24 protein-coding genes and 1 tRNA gene are annotated in these 25,841 nt (G+C 62.3%); 19 read left to right on the top strand and 6 right to left on the bottom strand.

Annotated features, from left to right (window positions below):
* The first annotated feature begins 906 nt into the window (after positions 1-906).
* From ACT531_RS19505 to rapZ, 3 genes are read left to right on the top strand one after another with little or no spacing between them, the layout of a single operon-like run.
* On the top strand, positions 907-1,803 hold the full coding sequence (locus tag ACT531_RS19505) for an NAD kinase (RefSeq protein WP_476018500.1): 897 nt from the start codon (positions 907-909) through the stop codon (positions 1,801-1,803).
* A 2-nt stretch (positions 1,804-1,805) separates the two neighbouring features.
* Positions 1,806-3,524: a DNA repair protein RecN gene (gene recN / locus ACT531_RS19510; protein WP_476018501.1), complete on the top strand. Its 1,719-nt coding sequence runs from the start codon at positions 1,806-1,808 to the stop codon at positions 3,522-3,524.
* Positions 3,524-4,387 (top strand): RNase adapter RapZ, encoded by an 864-nt coding sequence (gene rapZ, locus ACT531_RS19515; protein ID WP_110959671.1) that lies wholly within the window; start codon positions 3,524-3,526, stop codon positions 4,385-4,387. Before recN ends, rapZ begins: the two co-directional genes overlap by 1 nt.
* A gap of 109 nt (positions 4,388-4,496) precedes the next feature.
* On the opposite strand, the gene mutY is transcribed toward rapZ, so the two are convergent.
* The 3 genes from mutY to mutM all read right to left on the bottom strand — a co-directional run bounded on the left by mutY (position 4,497) and on the right by mutM (position 8,443).
* A complete protein-coding gene (mutY, locus tag ACT531_RS19520; protein WP_476018502.1) occupies positions 4,497-5,567 on the bottom strand; it encodes an A/G-specific adenine glycosylase in 1,071 nt (356 codons plus the stop codon).
* The gene (locus tag ACT531_RS19525; protein WP_476018503.1) at positions 5,564-7,525 is read right to left on the bottom strand and encodes a dynamin family protein; all 1,962 of its coding nucleotides are present in this window, start codon (positions 7,523-7,525) and stop codon (positions 5,564-5,566) included. Before ACT531_RS19525 ends, mutY begins: the two co-directional genes overlap by 4 nt.
* Before the next feature lie 102 nt (positions 7,526-7,627).
* Complete coding sequence (gene mutM / locus ACT531_RS19530) at positions 7,628-8,443, bottom strand: bifunctional DNA-formamidopyrimidine glycosylase/DNA-(apurinic or apyrimidinic site) lyase (protein WP_476018504.1); 816 nt, start codon at positions 8,441-8,443, stop codon at positions 7,628-7,630.
* Positions 8,444-8,472: 29 nt separating this feature from the next.
* Between mutM and ACT531_RS19535 the strand changes: the two genes are divergently transcribed.
* From ACT531_RS19535 to pth, 7 genes are all read left to right on the top strand, one after another.
* Positions 8,473-10,254 (top strand): tetratricopeptide repeat protein, encoded by a 1,782-nt coding sequence (locus ACT531_RS19535; protein ID WP_476018505.1) that lies wholly within the window; start codon positions 8,473-8,475, stop codon positions 10,252-10,254.
* 110 nt (positions 10,255-10,364) lie between these two features.
* Positions 10,365-10,781, top strand: coding sequence for a lipoprotein insertase outer membrane protein LolB (locus tag ACT531_RS19540; protein WP_476018609.1), 417 nt, complete (start codon positions 10,365-10,367; stop codon positions 10,779-10,781).
* A gap of 63 nt (positions 10,782-10,844) precedes the next feature.
* Positions 10,845-11,702 (top strand): 4-(cytidine 5'-diphospho)-2-C-methyl-D-erythritol kinase, encoded by an 858-nt coding sequence (gene ispE, locus ACT531_RS19545; protein ID WP_476018506.1) that lies wholly within the window; start codon positions 10,845-10,847, stop codon positions 11,700-11,702.
* A 30-nt stretch (positions 11,703-11,732) separates the two neighbouring features.
* Positions 11,733-11,809: transfer RNA gene (locus ACT531_RS19550), tRNA-Gln, on the top strand.
* Between the two features lie 46 nt (positions 11,810-11,855).
* The gene (locus ACT531_RS19555) at positions 11,856-12,830 is read left to right on the top strand and encodes a ribose-phosphate pyrophosphokinase (RefSeq protein ID WP_015012772.1); all 975 of its coding nucleotides are present in this window, start codon (positions 11,856-11,858) and stop codon (positions 12,828-12,830) included.
* A gap of 160 nt (positions 12,831-12,990) precedes the next feature.
* Positions 12,991-13,626, top strand: a complete 636-nt coding sequence (locus ACT531_RS19560) for a 50S ribosomal protein L25/general stress protein Ctc (protein ID WP_015012771.1) — start codon at positions 12,991-12,993, stop codon at positions 13,624-13,626.
* 201 nt (positions 13,627-13,827) lie between these two features.
* Positions 13,828-14,436 carry an aminoacyl-tRNA hydrolase gene (gene pth / locus ACT531_RS19565; protein WP_015012770.1) on the top strand — a complete coding sequence of 203 codons (609 nt, stop codon included), beginning with the start codon at positions 13,828-13,830 and terminating at the stop codon, positions 14,434-14,436.
* A 101-nt stretch (positions 14,437-14,537) separates the two neighbouring features.
* Here the strand turns inward: pth and ACT531_RS19570 are convergent, their stop codons facing one another.
* The gene (locus ACT531_RS19570) at positions 14,538-14,795 is read right to left on the bottom strand and encodes a YfhL family 4Fe-4S dicluster ferredoxin (RefSeq protein WP_295937503.1); all 258 of its coding nucleotides are present in this window, start codon (positions 14,793-14,795) and stop codon (positions 14,538-14,540) included.
* 208 nt (positions 14,796-15,003) lie between these two features.
* Between ACT531_RS19570 and ACT531_RS19575 the strand changes: the two genes are divergently transcribed.
* The 9 genes from ACT531_RS19575 to ACT531_RS19615 all read left to right on the top strand — a co-directional run bounded on the left by ACT531_RS19575 (position 15,004) and on the right by ACT531_RS19615 (position 24,776).
* The gene (locus tag ACT531_RS19575) at positions 15,004-15,966 is read left to right on the top strand and encodes an ABC transporter permease (protein ID WP_476018507.1); all 963 of its coding nucleotides are present in this window, start codon (positions 15,004-15,006) and stop codon (positions 15,964-15,966) included.
* 7 nt (positions 15,967-15,973) lie between these two features.
* A complete protein-coding gene (locus ACT531_RS19580; RefSeq protein ID WP_108499514.1) occupies positions 15,974-16,846 on the top strand; it encodes an ABC transporter permease in 873 nt (290 codons plus the stop codon).
* 33 nt (positions 16,847-16,879) lie between these two features.
* Entirely contained in the window at positions 16,880-17,917 is a 1,038-nt protein-coding gene (locus ACT531_RS19585; RefSeq protein WP_476018508.1) for an ABC transporter ATP-binding protein, read from the top strand.
* Complete coding sequence (locus ACT531_RS19590; protein WP_056060458.1) at positions 17,914-18,807, top strand: ATP-binding cassette domain-containing protein; 894 nt, start codon at positions 17,914-17,916, stop codon at positions 18,805-18,807. The genes ACT531_RS19585 and ACT531_RS19590 overlap by 4 nt, the downstream gene beginning before the upstream one ends.
* A 106-nt stretch (positions 18,808-18,913) precedes the next feature.
* The gene (locus ACT531_RS19595; protein WP_476018509.1) at positions 18,914-20,404 is read left to right on the top strand and encodes an ABC transporter substrate-binding protein; all 1,491 of its coding nucleotides are present in this window, start codon (positions 18,914-18,916) and stop codon (positions 20,402-20,404) included.
* A gap of 130 nt (positions 20,405-20,534) precedes the next feature.
* Positions 20,535-21,947, top strand: a complete 1,413-nt coding sequence (locus ACT531_RS19600) for an amidase (protein ID WP_476018510.1) — start codon at positions 20,535-20,537, stop codon at positions 21,945-21,947.
* 104 nt (positions 21,948-22,051) lie between these two features.
* Positions 22,052-22,660 (top strand): hypothetical protein, encoded by a 609-nt coding sequence (locus ACT531_RS19605; RefSeq protein ID WP_015012762.1) that lies wholly within the window; start codon positions 22,052-22,054, stop codon positions 22,658-22,660.
* A 23-nt stretch (positions 22,661-22,683) separates the two neighbouring features.
* Positions 22,684-24,060: a tetratricopeptide repeat protein gene (locus ACT531_RS19610; protein ID WP_476018511.1), complete on the top strand. Its 1,377-nt coding sequence runs from the start codon at positions 22,684-22,686 to the stop codon at positions 24,058-24,060.
* A gap of 65 nt (positions 24,061-24,125) precedes the next feature.
* Positions 24,126-24,776, top strand: coding sequence for a RipA family octameric membrane protein (locus tag ACT531_RS19615; RefSeq protein WP_476018512.1), 651 nt, complete (start codon positions 24,126-24,128; stop codon positions 24,774-24,776).
* A gap of 34 nt (positions 24,777-24,810) precedes the next feature.
* Here ACT531_RS19615 and ACT531_RS19620 read toward each other — a convergent pair whose 3' ends face one another.
* The gene (locus tag ACT531_RS19620) at positions 24,811-25,482 is read right to left on the bottom strand and encodes a histidine phosphatase family protein (RefSeq protein WP_476018513.1); all 672 of its coding nucleotides are present in this window, start codon (positions 25,480-25,482) and stop codon (positions 24,811-24,813) included.
* 123 nt (positions 25,483-25,605) lie between these two features.
* Complete coding sequence (locus ACT531_RS19625) at positions 25,606-25,824, bottom strand: hypothetical protein (protein WP_476018514.1); 219 nt, start codon at positions 25,822-25,824, stop codon at positions 25,606-25,608.
* Positions 25,825-25,841: the final 17 nt, after the last annotated feature.

Below are 25,841 nucleotides of genomic sequence, written 5' to 3' on the forward strand. Positions count from 1 at the left end.
TCGGCTATCTCAGTCCCGTACAGTTCGAGAAAGCTCAAGAAGCTTAGGTCGGTGTCAACGGAACCGGCAGCAGCCCACTTTACGTCTGCTTTGGTCAAACGCCACCGACTGCTCCTGGCCGGATTCTGCCCCACGGCGAGGGACGCTAGCGGGCCCTGAGCTGTCAGTGTGTCCCGTTCCCTAAAGCGGTCAATCACCCAGAAACGGCTTGATTGGAGCACGAGACGTGCCGCTGGAAAGCCTAGTCCTGCGCGCTTGAAAGGTATAGTTGGTCTGGTTGAGGTTCGTCGATTGCTTGGAACTTCTACTCTCAACTATTTGCAAAGATCAGCGTCTGGCCCCCAGGTTGCGAGTACCTCTCAAGACTAATCTGTGTCTCGAATACCCTTCATTGCTAAGCTCATACCGCAGGCTCTGCGGGATACATTGCATTAGACCGCGCAATGTGGAGAAAGCTTGCCGTTACCGTAGTTCTTATCTCCGTCATGGTGATTTTTGTCTCCATGGCTGGAAAACGAATGATCGAAAACTCCGAGGTATTTGCAATTGCGCAGCGTGAGATAAGCACTCGTTTCGGCTCAGAAGGTGGAGCGCCAACCCTGACAATGCTTGGCTCGTATCACTTTTCAGAGGGCCTCATTTCCGGGCAAGCAAACTTCACGCTTACGCGTAACAAGCGTTGCTATCCAGTCGAGGCCAAGAAGGGTGTTGGCAATTGGACTGTTTCAGTCGCGGGCGAATTCAAGTGCTAGTGACGGTATTGCTGAATTGTCCGAACGACAGGATTGCTTCGGATACCTTGCTACCTTCGCGCTGAACGTCAGCTTCCGCTCGGCGTCACCGACTGCTCCTGGCCGAATTCTGCCCCACGCACTCGGCGGCCATTTTTAATGATGTAATTTCGTGATGACGTCCAATTTCCGCCATGTCGCACTTATAGGCAAGTACCAGACTTCAGCTGCAGGCGCCTCCGGTGATGGCTCGCGCAGGGCTTTGGAAGACATTGCACATTTCTTGGAGCGCCAGGGATGTGAGGTTGCGCTGGAAGCAGAAACCGCCAGCAATACCGGACTGACACACTATCCATCTTTGAATGTAGACCAGATCGGTGCGCGGTGCGATCTGGGCTTGGTGGTCGGGGGTGATGGGACGATGTTGGGGATTGGTCGCCGCCTGGCCCGTTTTGGAACGCCACTGATCGGCATCAACCAGGGCCGACTTGGTTTTATTACCGACATTCCTTTCGACACCTATCAGACCACATTGCCGCCCATGCTGCGAGGGGCCTACGAAGAAGACCAGCGGCCACTGATGCACGCAACCGTGGTTCGCGATGAGCGTGTGGTGTTTGAAGCCCTTGCCATGAACGATGTGGTCGTCAACCGTGGCGCAACTTCAGGCATGGTGGAGCTGCGCGTGGAAGTGGGTGGACAGTTTGTGGCCAACCAGAGGGCCGACGGTCTCATCATTGCATCCCCCACCGGATCGACAGCCTATTCGCTGTCCGCAGGAGGCCCGATGCTTCACCCCTCCATCCCAGGTTGGGTGCTGGTTCCTATCGCACCCCATACGCTGTCCAACCGCCCCATCGTGCTCTCCGATGCGGCGGAAGTAGCCGTTGAAGTGGTGAGCGGGCGCGATGTCAGCGCAAACTTCGACATGCAGTCTCTCGCATCCTTGCTGCATGGCGACCGCATCCTCGTCAAACGGTCGGAACACCGCGTACGTTTTCTACACCCGCAGGGCTGGAACTACTTCGCGACACTGCGCAAGAAGCTGCGCTGGAATGAAGGGGGCTCCTGACCATGGCGTTGCGGCAGATTACCCTGCGCGATTTCGTGATCGTACAAACGCTGGAACTGGATTTGCGAAATGGCTTCACCGTGTTGACCGGGGAGACAGGTGCAGGAAAGTCCATTCTGATCGACGCATTGCAACTGGCCTTGGGGGCACGTGCAGATGCTGGGGTGGTGCGAGAGGGATGCAACAAGACCGACATTTGCGCGGAATTTGACTGTCCCGCGCACGCCCGCCCCTGGCTGGATGAAGGAGGGTTTGAAGCGGATGATCGGTTGCTGCTGCGCCGCACCGTCGACACGCAGGGCAAGAGCCGCGCGTGGATCAATGGCACCCCTGCCACAGCCTCCCAGTTGCGCTCGCTGGGTGAGATGCTTGTCGACATCCACGGTCAGCACGCGTGGCAAAGCCTGACCCGACCAGAGTCGGCGCGAGGCTTGCTTGACGCATTCGCCGGTGTGAACACCCGGGACACAGCATCCCGCTGGGCGCAATGGCGCGCGGACCTCAAAGCATTGCAACAGGCGCGCGCCGCACAAGCCACACTACAGCAAGAGCGCGAGCGCCTGCAGTGGCAAATCAGCGAAGTGGACAAGCTGGGGCCCGGTGATGACGAGTGGGAGGAACTCGACGCTCAACACAAACGCCTGTCCCATGCACAGGCCCTGCTGGACGCAGCGCAGGGGACGCTTCAGGCCTTGCAGGAAGACGAAGGTGGAGCTGTTTCCGCATTGACCCGCGCGCATGCCCTTCTTCAAGCTCAGGAACATATTGAGCCAGAGTTCGCCAATCTGGCCGATATCTTGGCGTCGAGCCTGGCGCAGACGACCGATGTAGTGCATTCGCTGCACAGCTACTTGCGCCATGCAGACATCGACCCGCAACGGCTGACGGAGCTGGACGAGCGCATGTCCCAGTGGATGGGACTGGCACGCCGGTACAAACGCCCTCCTGCAGAGCTACCCGTGCTGCTCAAGGACTGGAAAGCATCCCTGCATGAGCTTGATGCTGCGACCGATCTTGACAGGCTGCAAGCCAGCGAGTCGGCCAGCGCCAAGGCATACCAGGCAGCAGCGCGCACGCTTTCTATGGCACGCGCCAAAGCGGCCCCCAAACTCTCAGCCTCCATCTCTCAGGCCATGCAGGGACTCGGCATGGAGGGTGGCAAATTCGAGGTATCAGTGAGCAAGGCGGCAGAGCCCTCATCCGATGGGATTGACGATGTCGTGTTCCTGGTTGCAGGGCACCCCGGCATGACACCCAAGCCCGTCGGCAAGGTCGCATCGGGCGGCGAGCTGTCTCGCATTTCGCTCGCCATTGCGGTCACAACCAGCGAGTTGGGAGCAGCACCTACGCTCATTTTTGACGAGGTGGACTCCGGCGTGGGTGGAGCAGTCGCCGAAACCGTAGGAAGGCTGATGCAACAGCTGGGGCGAGATCGGCAAGTGCTAGCGGTGACCCACCTGCCGCAAGTGGCAGCCTGTGCGCATCACCACCTCAAGGTGGCGAAAAACAAGAGCGCTCAGGGCACAACCAGCACGGTTCTGGTTGTGCAGCAAGATGAACGCGTGGCAGAAATCGCTCGCATGCTGGGTGGCGAGCGCGCTACCGAGACCACACTGGCGCACGCGCGCGAAATGTTGGGTACTGCTGTTCCGACGTTGGCCAGAGCGCCTACCCCACCTTTGGATTCCTCTGTCTCCTCCTCTGCCGCTAGGAAACGCTGATGGCTCTTGAGATCGTTGTCATCACAGGCATGTCGGGATCTGGAAAATCCGTCGCCTTGCATGCACTGGAAGATGCTGGCTACTACTGCGTAGACAACCTGCCACCCGAACTGCTGCCAGCCTTCGTAGCGCTGGAACACAAACACCATGGCAACCGCGTAGCCATTGCAGTGGATGTCCGCAGCGCCACCTCGCTGCACCAGGTGCCTCAGGAATTGAGCCGTTTGCGCAGCCAGGGCGTGGCCGTGAAATCCCTTTTTCTGGATGCCACGATTGATACCCTGGTGCGGCGTTTCTCCGAAACGCGCCGCCGCCATCCCTTGTCGCACGACGATCTCCAGCAAGGGCGCAGGGCGTTGGTCCAGATCATTGAGCTGGAGCGGGAGTTGCTGGCAGAGCTGCGCGAACAATCGCACGTGATCGACACCAGCACCATCCGCGCCTCCCAATTGCAAAGTTATGTCAAAGGTCTGATGTCCACGGCGCAAGGGCAATTGACCTTGGTATTCCAGTCCTTTGCGTTCAAACGCGGCATTCCCATGGATGCCGACTACGTCTTCGACGTGCGCATGCTGCCCAACCCGCACTATGAGGCGGCCCTTCGGGATCTCACAGGACTGGACCAGCCTGTGGCTGATTTTCTGGATCTGCAGCCGGACGTGGCTCTGATGCGAGCGCACATTGAACAGTTTCTGACGCACTGGCTGGACATGCTGGACCGCAACCACCGAAGCTACGTCACGGTAGCCATCGGTTGCACGGGCGGGCAACATCGCTCTGTCTATCTGGTCGAAAGACTGGCCCAGGCTTTCAGCGACCGGTGGACCGCGCTGAAGCGCCACCGCGAACTGGACGGGCGCTGACTCTTACGCTGGCGCCTGATTGCTACGCGCTAACCTGCGCGCAGCATGAGTAACGGGATCTCGGCGCTGGCGAAGGCGGCACAGACATTCGCTGGAGCGACATGCGCACCTACCAAAGGGTAGATTGCGTGGTGTCCAGCAACTTGCGAATAGGCGCCGGCAACCCCACCGAAGACCATTGGTCTGGCCCCAGCCACTCCCCCTCTTCTGCTAGGGCGATCATCCCGTTAGCCTGTATCAACAGGGGATGAAGGTACAGGTCCCGGTGCGTCAGCACATGTACGAAGGGCTGCAGCTCTTGCTGCACCAATTGCTCATTGCCCCCCAAGCTATTCACAAAAGTATCTCGGGACTCCAGGTCAGGGAAGACGGGTACGCAGTGCATTCCCGCCCAGATCCCTGTTGGAGGGCGGCGCTGCAGCCAGATGCGGCCCTGGCCATCGCGCAGAATCGCCAATTGCCAGGATTCGGCCCGGCGTGACATTTTCCTGGTTCTGACGGGATAGCTTTCAGGATTGCCTTCCTTGAAAGCGACGCAATCGCCAGACAAAGGACAATCGGAGCATTTTGGAGCGCGAGGCGTGCACAGGGAAGCCCCCAAGTCCATCAAGCCCTGGGTGTAACGGGGCATCGCCACATTGAGATCGCGCACAGGCAACAGCGCATCGGCATGCTCCCATAGAAGGCGCTCGTTCTTGGCAGAGGCAAGATCTTTGTCAAAGCCCAGCAGACGCGTCAGGACCCTCCGCACATTGGCATCCAGAATGGGTACGCGCTCTGAAAAACAGAATGCTGCAATGGCGCCGGCGGTTGAACGCCCGATGCCCGGCAATGACGCCAGCACCGATGCCGTTCGCGGGAAGGCACCGCCATGGTCGGTCATGATTTGCTGGGCGCAGCGATGGAGGTTGCGTGCACGGCTGTAGTAACCCAAGCCACTCCACAATCCCAGAACTTCGTCCTGAGGGGCTGCCGCTAGGGCACTCACATCAGGAAATCGGTCCAGAAAGCGCGTGTAGTAGTCCAGTACCGTGGTGACTTGGGTTTGCTGCAGCATGATCTCCGACAGCCATACCCGGTAGGGATCTCGGGTCTGCTGCCAGGGCAGATGGTTACGCCCATGTACCGCCTGCCAAGCGACTACCCGCTCGGCCACACCCTCTCGGGATTCAGCACTCATGCAGAAACCGGATGCGCGTCAGTCAATGCGGGTGTAGCCCCTGGCAGAGCCACCAACTTGGAGGTGAGCTCGTGGAGCTTACGCTCCAGCTGTCCAAGTTCTTCTTCGCCAGCTTCAATCTCGGAGATCCGCTCCACCAACCCGCTGGCAGCCTGTTGGATACGATCTACCGCCTCCATGCGACGAGCGAAGCTGCGCCGCCGCTCCCGCAGCTGCGCGTCCAATTGCGCGGTGGCGGATTTGCTCCACAGTTCCAGGTCGTTGGCGGCCGACTCATAGACCGTACGCAAACGCATCGCCAAAGCGCGCACCAGACGCTCGGCAAACTCGGGTTGCGCCAGCTTGAGCGCATTGCTCATGCCCAGGTACTGCAAATGGCTCTGCTCGATTTGGTGCAGGTCTTGCGCAAAATGCTCCAGCTGTGGCGGCGTAGGCACCTGCAAGGAAAAACCGAACTCGGCATTGAGCTGCCGGAAGGTCCCGCTCAGCATGGCCTGGATCTCGGTTCCAGAGGCTTGCGCTTTGTCCAAGGTGCCTCGCAGCTTGTCAAAGGTCTGGACGTATATCTTCTTGACGCCGAGCTTGAGCCCTTTTTGCTGCAGCGTCTGGGCCAGCTCGGCCAGCTCTGCCTTGAGAGCCTTGGCGCCCAGCTGTTGGAACACATCACGCAGCAACTTGAGATGAACCGCGCGAACCGCCTGAATCTTGGCGGTACTGAGGTCGAATTCACGCTGCTCTTGCTCAATGCGATGGCGCATGGATTCGATCACTGATGCATTCTTGCCCCGCAGGCTGCGAAGCTCTGCCATCTGGTCATCGAGGTCCCGCCGCCGAATGTTGATGACCCGCGACGTTTCGGTGCGCAGGCTCGCCACGCCTGTGGCCACAGCAGCGCGCAATATGGACTGGCGCCTGCCCATGATGCCTTTGGCCAGGGCCTCTTCCAGCGCGGGGAGTCCACTGGTTTCCAGCAATACGTCATCCGCGGTGATCTTGGCGACCAAGCCCTTTTGGGCCGATACCGGCACCACACGATCCAGAGACACACCAAGCATCTCCGCCGAGGTCGCGCACTGCCGCTCCATCTGCGACTGGACTTGCTCGGCGGTGTTGAGCGTGTCCCAGAGCGTATCGATCTTGTTCAACACCACCAAACGCGCTTCCACGCTCTCTGCTGAGATGGCCAGGTGCTCACGCCAGATCGAGAGGTCCGAGCGCGTCACACCGGTATCAGCGCTCAGGATGAACACTACCGCGTGTGCCTGGGGAATGAGGTTGACGGTCAACTCCGGCTCCGCACCCACGGCGTTCAGGCCGGGCGTGTCCAGAATCACCAGCCCTTGCTTCAAAAGAGGGTGAGGGATATTGATGATGGCGTGGCGCCACATGGGCACCTCCACCATGCCCTGCGCATCGGGCACAGGATTCTCGTCCGTCAGATCGTCATGCCAGAAACCCAGCGCACGCGCATTGTCCAAACTGACCTTGCGCACCTCCGCCACTTTTTCGAGGGCTTTGGCAATCTGGTCCGCGTTGCCCACGTCCAGGGGAATCTCGTGCCAGCGGTCTGCCTTGACGCGCCACTCCGCCAGACTCTGCATCTGAAGCCGGGTTTCAATGGGTAGCAGCCGCAAGCTGGGCGCCACATTGGCGTCGTAACCCAGCTCGGTGGGGCACATGGTCGTGCGGCCAGCGCTGGCAGGCATGATGCGGCGGCCGTAGTCAGCAAAAAAGATCGCATTGATCAGTTCTGACTTACCGCGCGAAAACTCCGCCACAAACGCCACCATGACCTTGTCGCTGCGTACCTGCTCCTCCAGGCGTTGTAGGCGCTCTTGCACCGCTGCGTCCATGAGGTCATGCGTGGCCATCCAATCGGCCAGCCGCTTGAGCTGCTGGGCGAACTCCCGTCGCCAGACGCCATGCTGGTCAAACTGTTCGTTGAATGAAGGTCCCACTTTGCTCCCAGAGATCTATGGATGGCCCGCGAGGCAGGTATATACAAAATATAGCATCGACCGTCCGCCAGCTGTCACAAACCGCCGATCGGACGACGGCACCTAGGGGCGTTGACACTGCCGGCAGAAGTAAGTGCTTCTTTGTCCCTGGCGAATCAGCTCGATGGCTGTACCACAGGCGTGGCATGGCTGACCATCGCGGCCATACACATTCGCGGCCGTCTGAAAGTGGCCCGCCATTCCATCGGCATTCGAAAAGTCGCGCAGTGTGCTCCCCCCCATTTCTACAGCGCGGGCCAGCACGGAACGAATGGCCTGATGCAACTTCTGGACCCGGGCAGCGCCGATGCGGGAAGCCACAGTAGTGGGACGGATGCCAGACAAGAAAAGCACCTCGGAGGCATAGATATTCCCCACCCCCACCACCAAGCGTCCCGCCAGAAGCAATTGCTTGATGGGCATCCGGCTTTTCTTGAGTCCCGCCTGAAAAGTCGGGAGCAGAAACTCTTCTGACAAGGGCTCCATGCCCAACCCACCCAGCAGCTTCGCGGCCACGGGCGAATCATCTGATGGCGCATAGACCACCGCGCCAAATCGGCGTGGGTCGTGCAGGCGCAGCGTGCCACGGTTGGTGACGAGGTCAAAATGGTCATGCGGGCCCGCTTCCGGCATGTCAGTAGCAAACCTCAGGCTGCCGGACATGCCCAGATGCAGAAGCAGCAGGCCTTGCTCCATATCCAGCAACAGGTACTTGCCCCGCCGACGCAATCCGACCACTTGCTGACCCACCAGCAATTGCGGGTCGCAACCCAGAGGCCATCGCAAGGGCTTGCCCATCACCACCGCCTCGATCCGGGCTCCAGTGATCGCGTTAGCAAAACTGCGCCGCGTCACTTCCACTTCAGGCAACTCAGGCATACAAACAACCGGGCAACGGCTTAACAGGCATGGATTATTATGGCCCGATGGTGTTATCCCACAGCTTTCGTACCGTCGCCTTGGCCACTGTGATTGCGGCCGCCGCCCACTCTGCCTGGGCCCAAAAGCCCGCCGGCGAAAGCCGCCCCCCGAGCGAGTCCTCCTCTTCAGTGGCTTCCAACCCCACGCTGGACGCAGAGCTGTTCTACGAAATCTTCCTGGGCGAGATCAGTGCGCGAACCGGGGACCCAGGCGCCGGCTACGCATTCATGCTGGAGGCCGCGCGCCGTAGTGCGGATGGTCAGCTTTACCAACGCGCCGCTGACATTGCCTTGCAGTCACGATCGGGCGAATACGCCCTGGCTGCCGCCAGAGCCTGGAAGGAAGCCCTGCCCCAGTCGCGCGAGGCCAATCAATATGTGCTGCAAATCCTGATCGCGTTGAACCGCATCGCCGAAACACCGGAATTGCTGCGCCAGGAACTCGCACAGGCCTCTCCCCGGTCCAAGGCTTCTGCGCTGGCCTCCTTGCCGCAACTGTATGGACGTGCGAGTGACAAAGCGCTGGCCGCCAAAGTGGTGGAACAAGCCCTGGTCAACGAACTCACCAATCCAGCCACCGGGCCCGAGGCCTGGGTATCGCTGGGCCGCGTGAGACTTGCTGCGGGCGACAAGGCCGGCGCGCTGGACGCGGCACGCAGGGCGCAGGGCTTGGACAATGCCAGCGAAAGTGCCGCCCGACTGGCGCTGGAGCTGATGGACGAAAGCCTGCTGGACGCGGAGCCCATCGTGACGCAAACCCTGTCCAAGCAGCCCATCCCGGACCTGCGCATGGCGTATGCCCGGGTATTGCTGGGCCTGCAGCGCTACCCAGAGGCCAGTCGCCAGTTGGAAACCGTCACGAAGGAAAAGCCTGATCTGACGGAGGCCTGGCTGGTGGCGGCCACTCTGCAATACCAAGACAACCGGCTGCCCGCTGCTGAGGCGTCGCTGCAGCGGTTCATGGAGCTTGCCTCAACGTCCGCCGATGCCGACCTGCGGCGAAAGAGTCTCACGCAGGCGTACTTGCTGCACGCACAGATTGCCGAGAAAAAGAAAGACTTTGCGGGCGCAGAAGCTTGGCTCGCACGCATCGACAACGCCGAGGAAGTCTTTGGTGCACAGACGCGTCGAGCGTCATTGCTGGCACGCCAGGGCAAGCTCACCCAGGCGCGGGCCTTGTTGCGCAGCTTGCCAGGCAATTCCCCGGAAAGCCACCGCCTGAAACTCATGGCCGAAGTACAGCTGCTGCGCGACCAACGCCTGTACCAGGAAGCCTACAAAGTGCAAACGGAACTGGTGGCCATAGCTCCGGACGATGCGGAATTGGTCTACGACCAGGCCATGCTTGCCGAAAAGGCTGGCCAGCCCGACACCATGGAACAGCTGCTGCGCCAGGTGATCGCGCGCCAGCCCGACTACCACCACGCCTACAACGCCCTCGGCTATTCGCTCGCGGACCGGGGCGTGCGGCTGGACGAGGCCAAACAGCTCATCCTGAAGGCCCTGCAGTTTGCCCCCAACGACCCCTTCATCATGGACAGCCTGGGATGGGTGGAATTCCGCCTGGGCAACAAGGCCGACGCGCGCAAGCACCTCGAAGCGGCCTTCAAGGCCCGGCCCGACGTGGAGATAGCCGCACATCTGGGTGAGGTTCTCTGGAGCATGGGTGACAAGGACGGCGCAACGCGCGTCTGGAAAGAAGGACAGCGCGCCAGCCCCGACAACGACACCCTCAAAGAGACCCTGAAACGCCTCGGAGCCTCCCTCTGATGCCAGGCCTGTTTGGCACCATCGCCAGCCCACTGACCGGAACGCTTCTCCATCGATGGAGGGGCTGGCTGGTGTTGTGTGCCTTATGGCTTGCGGGCTGTGCGCAGCCAATGCCATCAGCCCCTGCGGAGGAAAACAGCTGGAACGGTCGCATCGCACTTCAGATTGACGGGCAGGCTTCGCAGTCTTTTTCCGCCATGTTTGAGCTGCGCGGCACCGCCCAGGCCGGCGGACTCGTTTTGCTCAGCCCTTTCGGCAATCGCATTGCGCAACTCGACTGGAAGGATGGGCATGCGCAACTGGTCAGCGGCCAGGACACCCGCACCTCTGATTCCCTCGACACGCTGCTCCAGGATGTGACCGGTACGCGCATTCCTGTGACCGCCCTGTTTAGCTGGCTCAAGGGCACCCAGGCCAGTGCGACGGGGTGGCAAGCTGACCTCACCGGCATTGCCGACGGACGGCTGACGGCACGCCGTGACGATCCACAGCCCACCGCCACGCTGCGCATTGCACTGACTCCCTGACGGCCTGCCCTCTGCGACGGCCAGCAGCACCGTTCGCACGGCACCACCTCGTACCACCTCCCCATGCAAGCCTTGTATGACGTGCCGGCCCCGGCCAAGCTCAATCTCTTTCTGCACATTACCGGGCACCGTGCGGATGGCTACCACTTGCTGCAGTCCGTGTTCATGCTTGTGGACTGGTGCGACACCTTGCACTTCGAGCGCCGAGCCGATGGGTTGATTTCGCGGGAAGACCTGTCGATGGCACTGCCCGAAGTGGATCTCTCGGTTCGTGCAGCTCGCGCGCTGCAAGCCGCCACGGGCTGCAGCGAGGGTGCGCACATCAGCATCCTGAAACGCGTGCCTGCACAAGCGGGCATGGGAGGAGGCTCGTCTGATGCCGCAACCACGCTGCTCGCATTGAACCGGTTGTGGGGACTCAACCTGCCAAGACATGCGTTGGCCAAGATCGGTTTGCAACTGGGTGCAGATGTTCCGTTTTTTTTATGCGGTCACAACGCTTGGGTGGAGGGAATTGGTGAGACAATCATGCCGCTTGAGAAAGCGCGCCAGCTGCCGCAAGCGAGCTTTGTGATCGTGAAGCCCGCTGCAGGTTTGGAGACAAAAGAAATTTTTTCGTCACCAAGTTTGAAACGCGATTCAGATAGTGCTACAATCTTAGGCTTTGCTGCAGCACACTTTGACTTCGGTCGAAATGACTTGCAGCCGGTTGCTCAGGCCCTTTGCCCGGATGTTTCGCAAGCCATTGAATGGCTCAACGATCGCGGTCTCAAAGCCAGAATGACAGGCTCAGGCAGTGCAGTGTTTGCGCAGATGTCACATGCAGTCGACCTGAGCGGAGCCCCAGAGGGCTGGCAAGTGAAGGCATGTGAAAATCTGATGATTCATCCTCTGGCAGGTTGGGCATCAGGAGAAATTTAAGGTTGGTTGCCTTCGGCAATTGACCTGTGTAGGGGAGTCGCCAAGCTGGTTAAGGCACCGGATTTTGATTCCGGCATGCGAAGGTTCGAATCCTTCTTCCCCTGCCAAACGCTTTCCGCGTACGGGCTTTTATTTCAGACTGCTGGGACGCTCATGCAAGCCAACCACCCCGACTTCATGGTTTTCACCGGCAATGCCAATCCTGGCATGGCAGCTGAAATTGCCCAACACCTCGGCACCACCCTCGGTGCGGCTGACGTGGGTCGCTTCTCTGACGGTGAAGTCACCGTCGAAATCAAGCAAAACGTGCGTGCACGTGACGTTTTCGTGGTGCAGTCTACCTGCGCACCCACCAACGAAAACCTCATGGAACTGCTGATCATGGTCGATGCGCTCAAGCGTGCATCGGCTGAACGCATCAGCGCCGTGATCCCCTATTTCGGTTACGCCCGCCAGGACCGTCGCCCCCGCTCTACCCGTGTGCCGATCACGGCCAAGGTGGTGGCCAACATGCTGCAAGCCGTGGGCGTGGCCCGCGTGCTGACCATGGACCTGCACGCTGACCAGATCCAGGGTTTCTTTGACATTCCCGTGGACAACATCTACGCGTCGCCAGTGCTGCTGGGCGACCTGCGCCAGAAGAACTACGAAGACCTGATCGTCGTCTCCCCCGACGTGGGAGGCGTGGTGCGTGCACGTGCACTGGCCAAGCAGCTGGGCTGCGACCTGGCCATCATCGACAAGCGCCGCCCCAAGGCCAACGTGTCGGAAGTCATGCACGTGATCGGCGAAATCGAAGGCCGCAACTGCGTGATCATGGACGACATGATCGACACCGCCGGCACGCTGGTGAAGGCGGCCGAAGTGCTCAAGGAGCGTGGTGCCAAGAGCGTGTACGCCTACTGCACGCACCCCATTTTTTCGGGCCCTGCCATCGAACGCATCGCCAAGGGCACAGCCCTCGATGAAGTCGTGGTGACCAACACCATCCCGCTGAGCGATAACGCCAAGGGATGTTCCAAGATTCGCCAACTCTCCGTGGCCCCGCTGATCGCCGAAACGATCCAGCGCATTGCCAAGGGTGAGTCGGTCATGAGTCTGTTCTCGGACCAGGACAACCTGTTCTGACGCGCTCCCCCGGGAGCGTTGCAGTCGGATTGCACGCAGGCCTCCTTAGGGAGGCTTGTCTGTTCGAGAGCAATGCGCAGGCCTGCCGCCACAGTGGCGTCACAGGTCTTTTTTAATCGGGATATGACTGGTCGCGGTCTGTCCTTTTCAGGAGCTAACTATGAACTTCGTCGCTTTTGAGCGCGCCAAGCAGGGTACGGGTGCGAGCCGCCGTCTGCGTAATTCGGGCAAGACGCCTGGCATCGTGTACGGTGGTGCTGCAGAGCCCCAACTGATCGAGGTGGACCACAACGCTCTGTGGCACGCCCTCAAGAAGGAAGCGTTCCACTCCAGCGTGCTGGATATGGAAGTGGCTGGCACTACGTCCAAGGTCGTGCTGCGTGACGTGCAATACCACCCCTACAAGCAATTGGTGCTGCACATCGACTTCCAGCGCGTGGACGACAAGACCAAGCTGCACCTGAAGGTGCCACTGCACTACAGCGGTGCTGAAGAGTCCAACGCCGTCAAGGTGGACAAGTGCATGGTCAACCCCGTCGTGAACGAACTGGACGTGACCTGCATGCCTTCGGACCTGCCCGAATTCATCGCTGTGGACCTGTCCAAGCTGGAAAAGGGTGCTTCCCTGCACCTGAAGGACATCAAGCTGCCCAAGGGCGTGGTGGCCAAGGTCCGTGGCGGCCAGAACAACAACCCCGTGCTGGTGTCTGTTGTGCCTCCCGTCGTGGTGGTTGAGACCCCTGCTGACGCCGCTCCTGCAGCCGATGCCAAGGGCAAGGGCAAGGGCAAGAAGTAATTCGTCGGTCCACGACCCCGATCACTTCACCCGGTCAACCCGCGTTGCGGTGTTGACCACGAAACGGCCCACTTCGTGTGGGCCGTTTTCATTGGTGTAGCGCACTTTTCACGCCGCACCTCTATCTCGCCGACTGCATCCTCAGGCAGCCACAGCCCTCCCGACGGCCTGCCCCCACCCCAGCCACCGATAATCCCGCACATGATCAAGCTGTTTGTAGGCCTGGGAAACCCCGGGCCGGACTACGAAGACACGCGGCACAACGCCGGCTTCTGGTGGATTGATGCCCTGGCGCGCGAACTCAAGGCTACGCTGGTGCCCGAGCGCAGCTACCACGGGCTGGTGGCGCGCACCACGGTGCATGGCCAGAACGTATGGCTACTGGAGCCGCAGACCTTCATGAACCTCTCGGGCAAGTCCGTGGCCTCGCTGGCGCGCTTCTTCAAGATCCTGCCCGAGGAAATCCTGGTGGTGCACGATGAGCTGGACATTGCCCCCGGCCAGGTCAAGCTCAAGCGCGGCGGAAGCCATGCCGGACACAACGGCCTGCGCGACATCCACGGACAATTGGGATCGCCCGACTACTGGCGCCTTCGCATCGGTATCGGCCATCCGGGCGTCAAGAGCGAAGTCGCCAACTGGGTGCTCAAGAAACCGTCACCAGACCAGCGCACGCTGATCGAGGACAGCATCGCCCACTCGCTCAAGGCCTACCCCGCTCTGTTGGCGGGGGACATGGAAAAGGCCACGCTGCTCATCCACACCACCAAACCGCCCCGCCCCAAGCCCCCTCGGCCCGTCGAGGACTGAAGGGCCACCATCACACTCAGCCGTTACGCAGCAAATTCTGCTATCTATTCAATAGCATTCCAGATATGATTCACTAGCGCAATCGGCCGATTGGATTCAAATTACGTCGGCGCAGACGCCTGCAGCCGCTGAAACTTCTGCCACAGGGTTTCACGGCTTTCCACGTGTTGCGGGTTCACGGGGATGCAGGCCACAGGGCAGACCTGCACACACTGGGGCTCGTCGAAATGCCCCACACATTCCGTGCACTTGTTCGGGTCGATTTCGTAGATCTCCTGCCCCAGGTAGATCGCCTGGTTGGGGCACTCGGGCTCGCACACATCGCAGTTGATGCACTCGTCCGTAATCATCAGCGCCATACAGCCTCCCAGTGCACGGGGCCAAAAACAGGGGCAACGGAGCGAGCGGCGCAGTTCATGCTCCGTATTATCCCGCGCCGGTGGCATGTGCCTTGCGTGCCACACTGCAACCCACCACCGCCGACGGGGATGTTTTTACCGTTATGCTGTGTATACACATTAATTTTGACGCCCCTGCGTCTGACCCACCTGCCAACGCACCCCACCCATGGGCCTGTTTTTTCTCAAGCGGTTTGTCACCCTCCTGGCCACGTTGATTGGCGCCTCCATCGTCGTGTTCCTGGTGCTGGAAATCCTGCCGGGCAATGCCGCGCAGATTCTGATGGGTCCCGATGCCTCTCCCGATGCGGTGGCGGCTCTGGCCACCAAGCTGGGTCTGGACCAGCCCGCCAGCCTGCGCTACTGGCAATGGGTGAGCGGCCTGGTGGTGGGCAACATGGGCGACAGCTACGCCTACAGCTCGCCCGTGCTCGACCTGGTGCTGGAGCGCCTGGCGCTTACCGTGCCGTTGGCCCTGATGGCCATGGTGATCACCACGGTGCTGGCATTGGCCGCCGGTGTGTACGCCGCCGCGCGCCACAACAAGCTGGGTGACGTGGGCGTGATGGGGCTTGCGCAGATCGGCATTGCCATCCCCAACTTCTGGTTCGCCATCCTGCTGATCCTGCTGTTCTCGGTGAAGCTGCAGTGGTTCTCGGCCGGCGGCTTTCCGGGCTGGACGGAAGACGCTGGCGGCAGCACGCTAGAAGCCCTCAAAGCCCTGCTGTTGCCCGCCATTGCGCTGGCCGTGGTGCAGGCTGCCATCCTCGCGCGCATCACCCGCTCGGCCGTGCTGGAGGTGCTGCGTGAAGACTTTGTACGCACCGCCCGCGCCAAGGGCCTCACGCAGCGCGCTGCGCTGTGGGGCCATGTGCTACGTAACGCGATGGTCCCGGTCGTCACGGTGATGGGACTCCAATTTGCAGAGTTGCTTGCGGGCACCATCGTGGTCGAGAACGTGTTCTATCTGCCCGGCCTCGGGCGCCTGATCTTCCAGTCCATCTCCAACCGCGACCTGATCGTGGTGCGCAATTGCGTGATGCTGCTCGCCGCCATGGTGGTGATCGTGAACTTCGTCGTGGACATCCTCTACGCCGTGATCGACCCCCGCGTGAAGGCCTCCGACATCTGATCCATCCATGAGCGCCTCCGTCTCCCCCTCCTCTTCGTCTTCCGCACCCGGCTGGCTTCACCGCGCGTTGAGTCACCGCAGCTTCGTTATCGGAGCGGTCCTGTCGCTGCTGTTGATCCTGGCCGCGCTGCTATCGTTCGTGTGGACCCCCTGGTCGCCTTACGAGATGGACCTGGCCAATAAGCTGGCCGGCCCCTCTGCAAAGCACTGGCTCGGCACCGATGCTTTTGGCCGTGACGTAGCCTCGCTGCTGCTGGTCGGGGCGCGCAGCTCAATCCTCGTGGGCGTGATCGCAGTCGGCATCGGCCTCACCATCGGTACAGCGCTGGGGCTGCTAGCCGCCGCCAAGCGTGGGTGGGTGGAAGAGCTCATCATGCGACTTTCCGACTTCAGTTTCGCGTTTCCTGCCATTCTCTCTGCCATCATGCTCACGGCAGTGTTTGGCGCGGGTATTGTCAACTCCATCATCGCCATTGGCATCTACAACATCCCAAACTTCGCGCGGCTAACGCGTGCATCGGCAAATGCGATTTGGGGCCGGGAGTTCGTTCTCGCGGCCCGTGCCTGCGGCAAGGGGCCTTGGCGTATCACCATTGAGCATGTGCTGCCCAACATCACATCGGTGCTGATCGTTCAGGTGTCGATCCGATTCGCCATCGCCATCCTGGCCGAGGCCGCCCTGTCGTACCTGGGCCTGGGCACCCAGCCGCCCCAGCCCTCCTGGGGCCGCATGCTCAGCGAGGCACAGACGCTGATGTTCCAGGCCCCGCTGCTGGCGGTGTGGCCCGGCATGGCGATTGCGCTGGCGGTGCTTGGGCTGAATCTGCTGGGCGACGGGCTGCGCGATTTGCTCGACCCCCGCCTCTCCCGCAAACGCTGACAGCTCCGCACCGAAGACCACCTGCATTCCACGATGTCTCTGTTAGAAGTCTCCAACCTCCGCATCCGCCTGCAGACGCACCGGGGCCCCGCCGATGCCGTGCGCGGCGTGAGCTTTTCGCTGGCGCGCGGTGAAACCCTGGGCCTGATCGGTGAATCAGGCTGCGGCAAGTCGATCACTGCCATGTCGCTCATGGGCCTGCTGCCCGAGAGTGCACGGGTCACCGGCAGCATCCGCTTTGATGGGCAAGAGCTGGTGGGCCGCACCGATGCACAGATGTGCAAGATGCGTGGCAACCGCATTGGCATGGTGTTCCAGGAGCCCATGACGGCCCTGAACCCCGTGCACACCATTGGCCGCCAGGTGGCGGAGCCGCTGCGCCTGCACCGGGGCATGAATGCAGCAGCCGCACGCACCGAAGCGATTGCCTTGCTGGACCGCATGGGCATCCCCAACGCCGCACAGCGCTTTGACGCCTACCCGCACCAGTTCTCGGGCGGGCAGCGCCAGCGCATCACCATTGCGATGGCGCTGGCCTGCGGGCCCGACCTGCTGATCGCCGACGAGCCCACCACGGCGCTCGACGTGACCATCCAGCAGCAGATCCTGGACCTCATCAGCGACCTGGTGGCCGAGCGCAACATGGCGCTGATCCTCATCTCGCACGACCTGGGGGTGATCTCGCAGAACGTGGACCGCATGATGGTGATGTACGGCGGCAGCGTGGTCGAAAGCGGCTCCACTGCCTCGGTCTTCTCGGCCATGGCCCACCCTTACACACGCGGGCTGTTCGCCGCCCGGCCCCACCTGGGTGCCGTGCATGCCCCCGGCGAGCGCCCGCGCCTGTCCACCATTCCGGGCACGGTGCCCGAGCTGGTGGACCTGCCCGCTGGCTGCCCGTTTGCAGGGCGCTGCAGCTACACGGTGGATGACTGCCACCACAAGCAGCCCGAGGCCACGCTGGTGGCCACCGATACCGACGGCGACCACCTGGTGCGCTGCCTGCGGCGCGAAGCCATTGCCGAGGCGCAGAGTGCGGATGTGGTGAACGTCATCGAGGTGGCTGCATGACCCAGGCACCCCACACCACTGGCGCGCCAGCCACCGCGCCGCTGCTCCAGGTGACCGACCTGGTGCGCGAATACACACTGCCCCGCGAGCACCTGTTTCGCCCGCCGGGCAAGGTGCATGCGCTCAACGGCGTGAACTTCTCGATTGCCTCTGGCCGCAGCCTCGGCATAGTCGGCGAATCGGGCTCGGGCAAGTCCACCCTGGCACGGCTGGTGATGGCGCTGGATGCGCCCACCTCCGGCACGGTGGAGCTGCTGGGCCGCAACCTGCACCAGTTGCCCGCCGAGCAGCTGCGCCAGGCGCGCCGCGATTTTCAGATGGTGTTCCAGGACCCGTACGGATCGCTGGACCCGCGCCAGACCGTGGAGCGCATCGTGACCGAACCACTGCAGGCGCAAGGCCAGACCACGCGCGCCGAGCAGCGCGAGCAGGCCGCCCAGGTGCTGTCGCAAGTGGGTCTGCGCACCAACGACCTGGGCAAGTACCCGCACGAATTTTCGGGCGGCCAACGCCAGCGCATTGCCATTGCACGCGCCCTCATCACCCGGCCGCGCCTCATCGTGGCCGACGAGCCCGTGAGCGCGCTCGACGTGTCGGTACAGGCCCAGGTGCTGAACCTGATGCAAGACCTGCAGCAGCAGTTCGGCATCACCTACATGCTCATAAGCCATGACCTCGCGGTGGTCAACCACCTGTGCGACGAGGTGGTGGTGCTGTACCAGGGCCGCATCGTGGAGCGCGGCTCGCCGGGCGAGCTGTTCCGCAACGCGCAGCACCCGTACACGCAGTCGCTGGTGGGTGCCGTGCCGCAGGTGCTGCCCGGCCGGGCACGGGCACGCCGTGCAGCTGCCGCCGCTGCAGCGACTGCGGCAACGGCAAAAACCGCATAACCACATGCAGGTGTGATGGTGTAAAAAGCTTCTTTCCTCCCCGGTAACAAATTGCACCGGGGGTCTCTATGGTTGTTGTCTGGTTTTTTGTCTGGAGAGTCCGAACATGCTGAACCGCCGTACCGTCCTTGCCACTGGCGCCATCGCCGCTGTGCCCTTGACCACCTCGCTTGGCGCCCTGGCGCAAGGCCGCAAAGATGCGGTGACGCTGGCGATGACGCTGGAGCCCCCAGGCCTGGACCCGACCGCCGGTGCAGCCTCCGCCATCGCCGAGATCGTTCAGTACAACATCTTCGAGACGCTCACCAAGATCAACCCCGACGGCAGCGTGTCGCCCCTGCTGGCCGAAAGCTGGGAGGTCTCGCCCGACCTCAAGACCTACACCTTCAAGCTGCGCCGTGGTGTGAAGTTCCAGAACGGCGAGCCCTTCACCGCTGCGGCCGTCAAGTTCTCGTACGACCGCGCAGGTGGCGAGAAGAGCACCAACAAGGACAAGCGCACCTTTGCCGGCATCACCACCCAGGTGGTGGACGACTACACCGTGGTGCTGCTCAACAAGGAGATCGACCCCGACCTGCTGTTCGTGCTGGGCCAGGCCACCTCCATCATCGTGGAGCCCAAGAGCGCCGACACCAACGCCAACAAGCCCGTGGGCACCGGCCCTTACCAGCTGCAGGCCTGGAACAAGGGCTCATCGGTGGTGCTGACCGCCTGGGCCGACTACCGCGACGCCAAGGCGCTCAAGATCAAGCGCGCCACCTTCCGCTTCATCTCCGACCCGGCTGCCCAGGTGGCTGCCTTGTTGGCCGGTGACGTGGACGCCTTCCCGCGCGTTACGCCGCGCAGCGTGGCGCAGTTCAAGGCCAACCCCAAGTTCCAGGTGGTGGTCAGCGGCTCGCGCGCCAAAACCATCGTGGCCATCAACAACGGCAAGAAGCCGCTGGACGACGTGCGCGTGCGCCGCGCCATTGCCGCAGCCATTGACCGCAAGGCCGTGATCGAAGGCGCGGGCGACGGCTACGGCGCACCCATCGGCAGCCACTACGTGCCCGGCGCGTTTGGCTATGTGGACACCACGGGCGTGAACCCCTACGACCCTGAAAAGGCCAAGAAGCTGCTGGCCGAGGCCGGCATCAAGACACCGCTGGAGCTGACCATGACGCTGCCCCCCACGCCTTACGCCCGCCAGGGCGGCGAGGTGGTGGCTGCCCAGCTGGCCAAGGTCGGCATCATCGCCAAGATCCAGAACGTGGAATGGGCGCAGTGGCTCAGCGGCACCTACGGCAGCAAGAACTACGACCTGACCATCATCAGCCACGTGGAGCCCTTTGACCTGGGCAACTTTGCCAAGCCCGACTACTACTGGGCCTACAACTCGCCCAAGTTCAACGACCTGTTCAGCCAGATCAAGAACGCCGCCCGCCCTGCCGACCGCGCCAAGCTGCTGGGCGATGCGCAGCGCCTGCTGGCCAACGATGCGGTGCACGCCTTCCTGTACTCCAACCAGTGGATCACGGTGGCCAACAAGAACCTCAAGGGCCTGTGGAAAGACATGCCCGTGTTCGTGAACGACATCTCCGCGCTGTCCTGGTCCTGACAGCCACGCGCCGCAACGCGGCGCGTGCAGGAGTCAAGACTCCTAAAACAATAGCTGCCAGCGCTTGATCCACTAGCGCTTGCAGCCTTTTTTATTGATAAACATCGCTACGGCGACCACCCACCCCGCCATGACCGAACTGCACGACCTGCCCGCCCACGACCTGATTGCCGCCTACCGCCAGCGCAAGCTGTCACCGGTCGAGGTCACGCAGTCCGTGCTGGCCCACATTGAACGGTGGGAGCCCCACATCAAAGCCACCTACCTGCTGCGCCCCGAGGCCGCCCTAGCCCAGGCCCGTGCCTCCGAGGCCCGCTGGCTGCGCGGTGAGCCCAAGGGGCTGCTCGACGGCGTGCCCAGCACCATCAAGGAAAACATTGCCACCGAAGGCGACCCCACCCCGCTGGGCACAGCCGCCGTCGAGCTGGTGCCCGCCGCAGCTGACGCCCCCCCCGCCGCCCGCATGCGCGAGGCAGGTGCCGTCATCGTCGCCAAGACCACCATGCCCGACTACGGCATGTTGTCATCCGGCCTGTCCACCTTTCACCCGCTGTCGCGCAACCCCTGGGACGTGAGCAAGGGCCCGGGCGGCTCCAGCGCTGGCGGCGGCGCGGCGGCCGCTGCGGGCTATGGCCCGCTGCACATCGGCACCGACATTGGTGGCTCGCTGCGCCTGCCTGCCAGCTGGTGCGGCATCTTCAGCCTCAAGCCCAGCCTGGGCCGCATCCCGATTGACCCGCCCTACACAGGCCGCGCCGCCGGCCCCATGACCCGCACCGTGGCCGACGCCGCGCTGATGATGCAGGTGCTGAGCCAGCCCGACGCACGCGACAGCATGAGCCTGCCCTACCAGGACATCGCCTGGAGCCAGTTCAACCAACTGGCCGAGCGCCCGCGCGGCCTGCAAGGTTTGAAGATAGGCCTGCTGCTGGATGCAGGCTGCGGCCTGCCCGTGGAGCCCGAAGTGAAGGCCGCCGTGGAGCGCGCCGCAAAACTCATGGAAGCCGCTGGCGCCACCATCGTGCCCATGGTGCCCTTCATGACCCAAGCCATGCTCGACGGCATGGACCACTTCTGGCGCATGCGCTCGCACATCGACCTGCAGGCCCTGCCTGCGGCGCGGCGCGACAAGGTGCTGCCCTACATCCGCACCTGGGCCGACAGTGCTGCCAGCATGAGCGGCACCGAAGTCTTCAACGCCAGCCACCAGTTCCACCTGACCCGGGTGAACACGGTCAAGGCCTGCAGTGCCTTCGACTACGTGATCTCGCCCGTGGCGCCCAACGTCGCCTTCCAGGCCGAGCTGCCCTCGCCCACCAACGACCCGCTGCGCCCGCTGGAACACATCGGCTTTACCGTGCCATTCAACATGTCCGAGCAGCCTGCGGCCTCGGTCAACTGCGGGTACACCCGCGCGGGTCTGCCCATCGGCCTGCAGATTGCGGGTGCGCGCTTTGACGACCTGGGCGTGCTGCAGGTTGCGCATGCCTTCGAGCTGATCCGCGAACCCCAGCGCGCATGGCCCCAGCCGCCTGCGGCATAACCCTGCGTCTGTCGTGCGCTGTTGTTGGTAACCTTGGGGGCATGCTCTGACGCTGGCACCACCGCTGGAGCCCCCCGCCCTACCAACCACCACCCCACCACCGCATGGACATCATCATCCTGGCGATCCTCATCGCCACCGGCACCTTCATGCTCAATGCCAAAGAGCAGCGCAAGCGCATTGCACTGCTGGGCAAACACCTGGCCAACTACCAGATCGAAAAGCTGATGGAGGCGCTGACCGACGGCTACCTGCGCGCCCTGGGCGAGAGCACCGACGAGCGCCGCAGCCAGATCTGGAGCCTGCTAAGCACCACCGAGTCGCAGCTGAGCGAGCAGTTCAGCCGCTTTGCCGCCGACTTTGCCAAGGTGGACGAAGCCCACGCCCGCGTCAGCCGGCTCTCCGTGCCAATCCCATTTGCCGACAAGCTGCTGCCCGCCATGACCTTTGACGTGCGCCGAGCGCTCGCCATCCACGCGCGCGGCATTGCCCATGTGGTGCAGAACACCAGCCACCTGTCGCCCAAGGACCGCGCCTACATGATGACGGCCGAGCTGTTTCTGATGCAGCACACCTGCCACTGGTACTGCAAGTCCAAAACCGTGGCCAGCGCCCGCATGCTGGCGCGGCACCAGACGCCGCACGAACAGCTCGTCGCTTCCGTCTCGGCCGAAACCCGCAACGCCTACCTGACCTTGATCAACGGCGGCTGAGCCCAGCGACCCAACAATGCCCCATGCCATCCTCCACGCACACCCGCATGACCGACAGCCTGGGCAACCCCATCACGCTGCACGACGCCACCAGCGCGACAGCGCTGAATGACTTTGTAGAAGGCTTCATCGCCTGCGAGGCCCGCGCGGTGAACGTGCTGAAAGCGGCGGCTGACACCAGCCCCATCGTTCAGGCCAGCTGCGCCGCACTGCACATGTTTGCCGAGTCGGCCGACGCCCCGCGCAACGCCCGCCCCTTCATCGACCAGGCCCTGGCCCGCGCCACAGAGGCTACCGAGCGTGAACAACGCTTTGTGGCCGCCGTCGCTGCCTGGGTGGATGGCGACCTGCCCCGCGCCATTGCGCTGCACGAGGAGCAAGCCCGCCTGCACCCGCGTGACCTCGCCTCCCTCAAGCTCGGCCAATACCATTTGTTCAACCGGGGCGACTCGCCCGGCATGCTGCGCCTGGCGCTCCAGGCCCTGCCCGCAGCAGCCGAGGTGCCCTACCTGCACGGCATGCTGGCCTTTGGCTGGGAGCAATGCCACCGCCTGCCCGAGGCCGAAAGCGCCGCACGCCACGCCATCAGCCTGTGCCGCAAAGAGCCCTGGGCCCACCATGCGCTGGCCCACGTCATGCTGACCCAGGGCCGCATCCGCGAAGGTACAGACTTCATGGCCAGCGTGAGCGACACCTGGACGGGCCTGAACTCCTTCATGGTCACGCACAACTGGTGGCACCAGGCGCTGTTTTTGCTGGAGCAGGACCGGCATGCCGAGGTGCTCGCGCTCTACGACAGCCAGGTCTGGGGCGTGGTCAAGGAATACACCCAGGACCAGATCAACGCCGTGTCCCTGCTCGCCCGGCTGGAGCTGGCAGGCGTGGACGTGGGCGACCGCTGGGCTGATGTGGCTGACCACCTGGCACTGCGCCTGGCCGACCACGTACTGCCCTTCCTGGACCTGCAATACCTCTACGGCCTGGCCCGCGCCGGGCGCATGGAGGCCGCGCGCACGCTGCAAAACAATATCACCGCCCACGCCGCCACCCGCACCGAGGCGCATGAACGCACCGTGTGGCAGCAGGTGTGCGTGCCTGCCGCCCACGGCCTGCTGGCGCATGCGCAGGGCGACTGGGCGACGGCCGTGGAGAAGCTGGGCGTGGCTCTGCCCCGGCTTGTGGAGATTGGCGGCAGCCATGCGCAGAGAGATCTTTTCCACCAGATCTGGCTGGATGCGCTGCAGCGCAATGGGCAGTGGGCGGCGGTGCAGAACGTGTTGCAGCCGTTGGTGAATGGGCAGCCGGAGTCGGTGAGGTTGGCGCGGCAGGTGGGGGTGGTGAATGGGGTGCTGGGGTTAGACCAATATTCATCCGACCACCGCCCACAATGTGAAAGATAAGAGTTGTCAACTTTGACACGCCAACAATATCCTATCCAAACTAAACAAACGCAAGGGAGACATCAGTGACAGAGGAAACGGATGAGATATTGCCAAAGCGCGATCAACACCAAGGCAAGCAGACGGTCGTTGTTGGCGTAACCGTTGAAGCAGGAGATCCTTCAGAAAAACCTGATCTAGTCGCACTGAAGCGCCTTTTTCAGATCGCGCTAGAAACACGTAACTTTGAGATATCTCAGCTAGTACAGCGCAACAACTTCTTCATGATTTTTCAGGGTGTCTTGCTGGCTGGGGTGGTCCAGTCGGGACACTCAAAGCCTATTGTGAGTTTCCTCGTATGCCTCGCGGGCCTCTCAGTATCTTTGTACCAAGTGCAAATGGCTGCTGGAGCTAAGTTTTGGCAAGAGTACTGGGAGGCAGCCCTTCAGAAAGTCGAAGAGGAGCTAGTGAAACACCTCATAGTTCCTAGCTCCAAAAGAGCCGCCATCTTCCATCTATTCCACGAGGACGATCACATCTATCGTCAGATGGTCAACGATCGGCTGTCTGGCAAAGGCATCGGACTTACACGCGCGCTGGTCCTGAAACGTTTTTCCGTGAGCAGAGTACCAATCTACGTAGCTATTGCGCTCTCTATCGTTTGGGGGTTCCTCTTGCTATGCACCATGCGCGGCTACCCTCCCTTTTCAGTACCCTCATTTATCGTTGGTTTCTGAAGGCTCTACATCGTGGACGGAGCCTCCCTAGCCATCACCGCACCACCAACTTCGTCTGGTCATACACCGGCTGCTCCGGCAAATCCGCCAGGTGCCGCACATCGGCCCAGTCCAACACCTCCACCACCTCGCCGCTCACCCGCACGCGGTTGAGCCCTGCATTGGGGATGTCGCTCTGGCGCGGGCCATCCAACCCTGTGCCACGCGCAGTGCGCCAGATCATGTCGAGCACGCCGCCATGGGTGACCACCATCACGGTCTGGCCGCTGTGCTGCTGGGCGATGCGGTAGACGGCGTCCATCACGCGGGTGTGGAACTGGCGGGTGGTCTCGCCGCCGGGCATGCCGTAGTCGGCTTCAAAGCGCAGCCACTGGTTCCAGGCGTCGGCGTGTTCCTGCTTGACGTCGTCCACGCGCTTGCCGTCCACCACGCCAAAGTTTTGCTCGCGCAGGGCGCTGTCGGTCAGGGTGTCGATGCGGGCCTCAGGGAACAGCACCTGCAGGCTGGGCGTGGCGGTCTGCTGGGTGCGGATGAGGTCGCTGCAGATGAGGTGGTGCACCACGGGGCGCTCTGCGGCCAGGCGCTCGGCCAGGCGGCGAGCCTGTTCGTGGCCAGTGGCGTTGAGGGGGACATCCACGTGGCCCTGAAAGCGCAGTTCGCGGTTCCAGTCGGTCTCGCCGTGGCGGATCAGGATGAGTTCGGTCATGCGTGCCATTATCGAATGCATGCACATGATTGCAAGCATTTTTGGCTGCTAGCGCTTATGCAATAAGCGCTGATAGCTATGTTTTTTATAACAACCGCAATCCACCGTCCACCGTGCGGCCTGTCACCGCATGGGCACGATGAGCACCTTGCGGCGCGGCTGGCAGCCGGGGCCTTCGTGGGGGGCGCTGTCCTGCTCCCAGCCCGGGCCGGGCGAGGTTTGCGCGCACACACGTTGGCCATCGACCAGGCTGCGCCAGTAGTACCAGGGCGCGGGGGCGGCCTGTACCAGCAGCGGGGCCAGCAGAGTCAGGACCAGCAAGCGGCGGGGGACAAAAGACATGGCAAACAAAGTCCTAC

It is taken from the genome of Acidovorax sp. DMC1 (assembly GCF_056314325.1).